This is a genomic window from Cobetia sp. SIMBA_158 (assembly GCF_046566945.1).
In the GTDB taxonomy this organism is placed as follows: Bacteria; Pseudomonadota; Gammaproteobacteria; order Pseudomonadales; family Halomonadaceae; genus Cobetia; species Cobetia amphilecti.
In genome coordinates this window covers 1-270 of sequence record NZ_JAWJYL010000407.1, presented here as the reverse complement: position 1 = coordinate 270, position 270 = coordinate 1, and the positions used below count along the sequence as shown (strand labels likewise).

Sequence of the window (270 nt, the reverse complement as noted above, 5' to 3'; positions counted from 1 at the left end):
ATCAAATTCAATGTTTTGTATTGCTTGCATTGGTCGCTCAGATTACCGGCCACAAACCGGGTAAGGCGTATCATAAAATAGCTAACGCTCATATTTACGAAAATCAGCTCGAATTAATGCGCGACGTCCAGCTCAAGCGCGAACCATTTGAATCGCCTACACTTACAATTAATCCAAATATAAAGTCACTTGAAGACATAGAAACGTGGGTTACCCGAGACGATTTTGAAGTAACTGGCTATCAATGCCATGACGCAATTCAATATCCAT

Annotated in this window: 1 protein-coding gene; it reads left to right on the top strand. The window is 40.7% G+C overall.

The window, feature by feature from the left end; genetic code table 11:
* A partial coding sequence (locus tag R2R70_RS20480; RefSeq protein WP_410978975.1) for a thymidylate synthase occupies positions 1–270 on the top strand: 270 nt, incomplete at both ends.